This is a genomic window from Photorhabdus australis DSM 17609 (assembly GCF_000711895.1).
Lineage (GTDB): Bacteria > Pseudomonadota > Gammaproteobacteria > Enterobacterales > Enterobacteriaceae > Photorhabdus > Photorhabdus australis.
Window position 1 is genome coordinate 189,699 of sequence record NZ_JONO01000004.1, and the last position, 6,489, is coordinate 196,187.

At 40.7% G+C, this 6,489-nt stretch carries 6 protein-coding genes; 2 read left to right on the forward strand and 4 right to left on the reverse strand.

What is annotated here, in order from left to right; translation table 11 throughout:
- A complete protein-coding gene (locus tag BO26_RS01790) occupies positions 1-1,476 on the forward strand; it encodes an insulinase family protein (protein WP_036768319.1) in 1,476 nt (491 codons plus the stop codon).
- Positions 1,477-1,569: 93 nt separating this feature from the next.
- On the opposite strand, the gene BO26_RS01795 is transcribed toward BO26_RS01790, so the two are convergent.
- The 4 genes from BO26_RS01795 to yhjD all read right to left on the reverse strand — a co-directional run bounded on the left by BO26_RS01795 (position 1,570) and on the right by yhjD (position 4,888).
- A complete protein-coding gene (locus BO26_RS01795) occupies positions 1,570-2,460 on the reverse strand; it encodes a LysO family transporter (protein WP_036768320.1) in 891 nt (296 codons plus the stop codon).
- Positions 2,460-3,218 carry a 2OG-Fe dioxygenase family protein gene (locus BO26_RS01800; protein ID WP_081861817.1) on the reverse strand — a complete coding sequence of 253 codons (759 nt, stop codon included), beginning with the start codon at positions 3,216-3,218 and terminating at the stop codon, positions 2,460-2,462. Before BO26_RS01800 ends, BO26_RS01795 begins: the two co-directional genes overlap by 1 nt.
- Before the next feature lie 397 nt (positions 3,219-3,615).
- Complete coding sequence (locus BO26_RS01805) at positions 3,616-3,837, reverse strand: 2-hydroxymuconate tautomerase family protein (protein WP_036768321.1); 222 nt, start codon at positions 3,835-3,837, stop codon at positions 3,616-3,618.
- A gap of 55 nt (positions 3,838-3,892) precedes the next feature.
- Positions 3,893-4,888: an inner membrane protein YhjD gene (yhjD, locus tag BO26_RS01810; RefSeq protein ID WP_036768322.1), complete on the reverse strand. Its 996-nt coding sequence runs from the start codon at positions 4,886-4,888 to the stop codon at positions 3,893-3,895.
- A gap of 1,017 nt (positions 4,889-5,905) precedes the next feature.
- Between yhjD and BO26_RS01815 the strand changes: the two genes are divergently transcribed.
- A partial coding sequence (locus tag BO26_RS01815; protein ID WP_036768323.1) for a two-partner secretion domain-containing protein occupies positions 5,906-6,489 on the forward strand: 584 nt, incomplete at its 3' end.

Below are 6,489 nucleotides of genomic sequence, written 5' to 3' on the forward strand. Positions count from 1 at the left end.
ATGCAGGGTACGAAAATTCGTTATTTTATTGGTGGGATAATGCTGGTCGTTGCAGGCCAGACGCAGGCAGAAGTCCTGCAACCTGACCCTGCCTGGCAACAGGGTAAGCTGGAGAACGGTTTTAACTGGCAAATTTTGCAAACGCCACAACGTCCTAATGACAGAATACAGTTGCGTCTGGTTGTGAAAACAGGTTCGCTCGCGGAGAAAACCCAACAAACAGGTTATACCTGGCTGATTCCTAAAGTCGCTCTGTTCAGTAGTAAAAGTTTATCTTCTGCCAAACTGGAACAGCTATGGAACAGCGCCATTGATCCGAAATACCCGCTACCTCCTGCTATTGTTTCATATGATTTCACCCTCTATAGCTTGAGCTTGCCACATAACCGTCCTGAACTACTGAAAAGTGCGTTAAGTTGGTTGGCTGATGCTGCAGGTAAAACGGCGTTTACGCCAGAAACCTTGCAACATTCCATGAAAATGGCCAATACATCGGTAGCAACTTATCCACCGGATATACAGGACCCGGTATGGCGTAGGCGTCTGAAAGGTTCAACCTTGTTAGGGCATGATCCGGCTCAGAGCGCCGCTCACCCTGTTGATTTAGATAAACTTAAGCAGTTTTATCGGCAATGGTATACCCCTGATATGATGACGTTGTATGTCGCGGGCAACGTGGATAGCCGTACTCTACCGGAAAATATCAGCCAGTCGTTTTCATCATTGAAAGGCAAACGTCATACTCCAGCGACTGTTGCAACATTGTCACCAATGAAACCGGAGACCATCGGGATCATTAGCGATAAAAAGAAAGAAGACACCTTATCCCTGATTTGGGATCTCAACTGGCAGCCGATTAATGATTCACAAGTGCTTAGCCATTATTGGATCAGTGATATTACCCGAGAAGCACTTTATCGTTACCTGCAACTTGGGTTAGAGAAGAAAAATGATAAATCACTGAAATTGGGTTTGGATTGTAAAGTTCAGTACCAGCGAGCGAGTTGTGCTCTGAATCTCAATACTACGGCAGATAATCTAAAGCCAGCAATGGAATATCTGGCGGCTGAGTTGGTGACATTGCGTGATAAGGGATTGCCGAAAGGGCAGTTTGATGAGCTGTATGCACAGAAACAGACACAGCTCAAGCAATTATTTGCCATGTACGGCCATACCAGCACTGATATTCTGATTAATCAGCGCCTTTTATCCCAACAGAGTAATGTTGTGGATATTGCTCCTGAACAGTACCAAAGCTTGAGGCAAGCCTTTTTGGCTTCTTTGACACCTGAAATGCTTAACCATGAACTAAAATATATCCTTTCGCAAGAAGTCGCATTTGTTCTAATTCAGCCGAAAGGGGAGGCAGAGATGGATGTGAACCAGTTAAGAAATAGCTTTGATCAGATAATGTTGCCTGCATCGCATAAGGTTGATCCTCCGGCACAACCGCCGGTATCCAAACCGGATTCTTGAGAGGTATAGAAAACAGCGTCTTTCGGCTAGATAAATATGGTTATAGCATGCTCTTCTTCTTAACATAAGAAGAAGAGCAAAGAGCTAAAAAAATCAAACGAGTCCAACAAATACCGATATAAATACTGGGGCTAACAACGTTAGTACAAATCCACTTGCGATTGCATATTTAATATCTTCATTAGTGCAATTTTCTTTAATAAATGGTAAAGCTGAGTCTAATGCTGCCGCACCAGATATCCCTATTGCGCCTTGAGGATAACTCTTCCCAAGAAAATAAAGGAAGAATATACTAAATATTTCTCTAAATAGATCAGTCATGAAAGACAAAGATCCATAATGAGGATTTGTCATTGATGTCACCATAGGCCCAGATAATGAAAACCACCCATATCCACTAGATATTAACATAGACTCACTGATTGAATAGTCAGTCAACATAGAAAATATCAGCGCGCCAATAACAGTACCTGCGATAGTGAAAATAGGGATTTTAATGTGATTAATTTTTATATCCTTAAAACTAAAATTAACCAAATCTAACCCTACAAGTAATATCAACGTGTATAACGCATAATTACTCGATATATTGTGTTCTGCCAGGGATAAATTTGTAAACTTATAAACTAAAACTCCTAAGCAGAAAAACATTATAGCTTTAAAACACCCAATAAATGGATCTAAGAATGATTGTTTCCCTTTTTCTTCAATCGGGCAAAATTTTCTTTTAAATAATATCAAGAATGTTGATATTGATATTAAAGAAGATAACACTATGGATTCAATGATAATTGATGTTCCCAGGTTACTATTTATGAAAACTTCACCTAATTCAATTCCCATCATAAAAAGCAGAATCATAACTATCATAGTTATGCTTCCTACTAACTTTGCTTTGATATTTTCCTTGATTAATTTACCAAGAAAAAAACCTAGAGCTAGTAAAAAACAGATAATAAGAATTGAAGTGATTGATTCCTTCATTATATATCCTGTTTAGTCATTGAGAAGTCTATAAGGATCATGCTCCTTTCTGCCTCGCCATCGTCTTCTTTTAACGTAATATGAGATATATAATGGCTGACTAATTCATCGCAAACCGCGAAACTCTCTAAGAAATTTTCTAATGTAAACTGACTGATTATTTCGTCGTTACTAACCTCTTCTATTTTTTTATTCCTGGCTGAAACTTTTCCTATATAATTTATCCCGCCATCGATATTTTCACTTCTATTTATTAAATGGGCAAACGTAAAAGGCTCACCGTCTTGGTGGAAACAGTCAGGAGAACTAAATCCGGGTAGTTTATTATCCGTACACTTTACCTTAACGAAGTGTATTCCAGCATATATAGGTAGATAATGGTCACTTAACCCAAATGTATTCTTAAAATCATCAAGAATTATATTCTCCAATAGTGCATTATTTTTTGCTTCATCGCTTAATGAATTAAAATATCTCATGTTTTTATGTTCTGGGTTATTACTCCCTTGATCATAACCAGACTGATTATTGCCACTGTTATCTTTTGCTGTTGGTAACCAATATAACTTGGGTTCTTTTAGCCATGGGATAATTACGGCATTTCCATACCGGCGGAATCGGGAAACTTTGGCAGGAGCATAAGCGTCGGGTTCTAATTTGCTGAATTCATTTAATAAATTATCTTTATCTTTTTCTGAATACTCCAGATTTAATTGATAATGGGAGAAGCCTACAGATTTTAAGTTATTTTTAGTCATATAATTAAAAAAATTTATGTTTTATTGTGGTGTGATGGTATCAAAAATGAATATTATGTCTATAATTATTTTAACTATTTACTAACAAACACATAACTAAAAATAAAACAAGAAACGGGAAAAAATCGCGTCTAACTTGGCGGATTTACTTATGTTTATTGATGTCTGTAACTTAAGAGATTACACAAAGAAAGGGTTACATCACGTAGGATAAAAGTCAGTCGATGATGGCTCTTTGACGATAGGATATGCAGCAGGAGTAAGCACATCCCGGAAAAACTTCTGACATAATGAATAAGCAGGCATAGAGTTATCTTATTGAATTATTGGCAAAGATTGTCAAAACACTATGCCTGTCTCGTTTTATGGGAATACATCAGCGGAAATACCGCCCTTATCATACCAAAGTCGAGCTATTTTTAGCCGCGGCTCTAAGTTCAGTCACATTCTGGCCACCGATTCCCCAGTTATCCGTTTCGACTTCGTCAATGATAACAAAGGTTGTTGCAGGATTTTTACCCAACACATCGACTAGTAACTGAGTCGCTCCTTCAATCAATTGCTTCTTTTGTTCTGCTGTAGCACCTTCACGAGTAATTCTGATATTAACAAACGGCATAAACAGCTCCTTTTCATTGATTATTTATTGGCAGATAGGATCTGCCAGGGCACATTTATTCGGTATTTTTATCTTGATTATTATCTACGGTGGCTATCCAGGCAGCGCAGAATAGCGTTAAACGGGCAAAGAGATAGAAAAATGTCATCAGACCGATAACAGAGCCGAACGCGGCGCCAGAAGGGGAGCTGGCGAGGCGTGGCAGCGTCATGGTCATAATATATTTAATAACTTCAAAGCCGATAGCTGCCATCAGTGTTCCTTTCAACAGAGCCTTGCGTTCTGGCTGGTGGTGGGGTAACACCCAGAATAGCCACAAGAACAGAAGATAATTGGCGGTAATAGAAATTGCCAGACCAATCAGGAACCAGGATGGCCTCAGCCATTCAATGCCACTTAATCCTAATATTTCGACTATGATTGCCTGTGCGGAACCGGCGATAGAAGTCAGTGATAGAGTGATAACCAGCGCTAACAGTAGACCAATCAGAGAAATGGCATCACGAATATATTTAAAATAGATCTTCTTTTCGTCTTCCTGATTACGCAGCCAAACGGGGTGAAATTGCGCGAGAATAGCCTGGCGTAAATTACTTACCCAGTTCACCCCGGAATAAAGTGCAATGGCTAAGCCGGTTAATCCCACTGTAGTACGTTGTTTAATTGCGGTATCGACACTATTTTTCAGCGTATTAGCTAATGTCGGATCACTAATACTGTTTGCGATACCATTAATCAATTTTGCCAGTAAATCGGGATTGGAGGCCAGAATAAAACCGGCAATAGCGAAAGAGAGCATCAAGATTGGGATTAGTGATAAGAATGAAAAATACGTTATTGCGGCGCCAAACTGATTACCCATTCGATCATTAAAGCGCAGAGTTGCGCGAATAAAGTGAGCGACGACAGGAATATTGCGGATATAATTTCCTACTCTGACCGTCAGAGAAATGGCTCTTTTACCGTGATGAATTCCTTTCTCCAAAGGTGTTCTGGATAACCTTTCCGGCTGATGCCCGGCTATTTCCTGTCTTTTAACTTCATTTGGCATGTATAGCCTCGATAGTTACCTTGAATAAATATGAGTGATCTCATAGTGCCATATTTCTACGAGATTATTCTGTTGTCAAATGTGAGCTTTTATCAACGTGATATGTTATCAGTTTAACGGGGAGAATGTGGTTGCGATAAGCTTTCGGTACGCTGATTTTTCAGACGACAGTCACGGGTAAAATGTAACTTTCTATTTATTAGTCATATAGGTGAATAACTCAGGAGGTAATTAATATGGCTATACGGTTTATCTTTGTCTTTAAGACACGGTGGATTTGCTTGTGAGAAAGAAATTAATTCACTTTTTCCAGTCATTGCCACGTATATTGGCAATTATTGGTAACTTATGATTTCAGATAATAGTCTCAGGTGAATAAACCGGTAAAAACAGCAAATAAAATTGCGTTTTTTTCAATTCATTCGCCGCTCAACAGAAGAACGTACAGCACAAAACGTTTCCGCTATCAGAGCAACGCCATTGCCACGATATCGCCTCAGCCTCGTCAAACAGAAGGAAAGGTTTTTACCTGTTCGTGCAATAACGAAAATCCAATTTTTGCAAGTGACTTTTTCCAGAAATGAGACCTAATTTCGTGACACGAATCACAAAATAAAACAAAACAATAAAATTAATTTGAAATCATTAACATTGATTATTAAATGATTAATATTAATCTATTTTTTATACAATGCTGTTACAAAATAATCACATTGGCCTGTTTTTTACCTTGTCATATAACCCATTGTTTTTGCTGATATCTTAACCTAATCCCCACTTTTAATTGCCTGAGTGATAATCAACCCTAAACATTGATCACTAAATGAAATTTAGGGTTAATACCGCTTCAACATTGTGGAATAGAAAGTCAATGAAAAGCAGTATTTTAGTCTTGGTGGTTTTTTGTCGCCCTCGGGTTTCCCAACTTCTCCTTATCCCCACCGGATTCAATCTGTACTGGCCGTCCGCATTCAAATCACCCGTTGCCAGTGTGTAGCCTGTAGGGGAACGCAAGTCATGAACAAACAGTTATATCGTATTATCTTTAATCAAGCCCGCCAGCTGTGGAGGGTGGTGGCCGAGATAGCGCGGGCCGGACGGGGACGAACCGGACGCCGCGCTCGTCGCCCCGCGTCACCCTCGTGTTGTTGCCGACTCACCGCGCTACGGTTTGGGCTGTTATTCGCCCTGGGCGGCGTTTCGCTCACCGCACAGGCGGCGATTGTGGCGGATGGGCAGGCGCCGGGCCGTCAGCAGCCCACCATCATTCGCAGCGCCAACGGGACGCCGCAGGTCAATATCCAGACCCCCGGCGCCGACGGCGTTTCCCACAATACCTACCGTCAGTTTGATGTGGATAAACCCGGCGTTATCCTCAATAACAGCGCAAAAGCAACCGAGACCCAGCTGGGTGGGATGGTGGCCGGCAATCCCTGGCTGGCTAAAGGCGAAGCCAACATTATTCTCAACGAGGTCAACAGCCATAACCGCAGTCACCTCAACGGCTGGATTGAAGTCGCCGGGCATAAAGCCGAGGTGATTATTGCCAACCCGGCGGGTATCACCTGTAACGGTTGTGGGTTCATTAATGCCCATCGCAC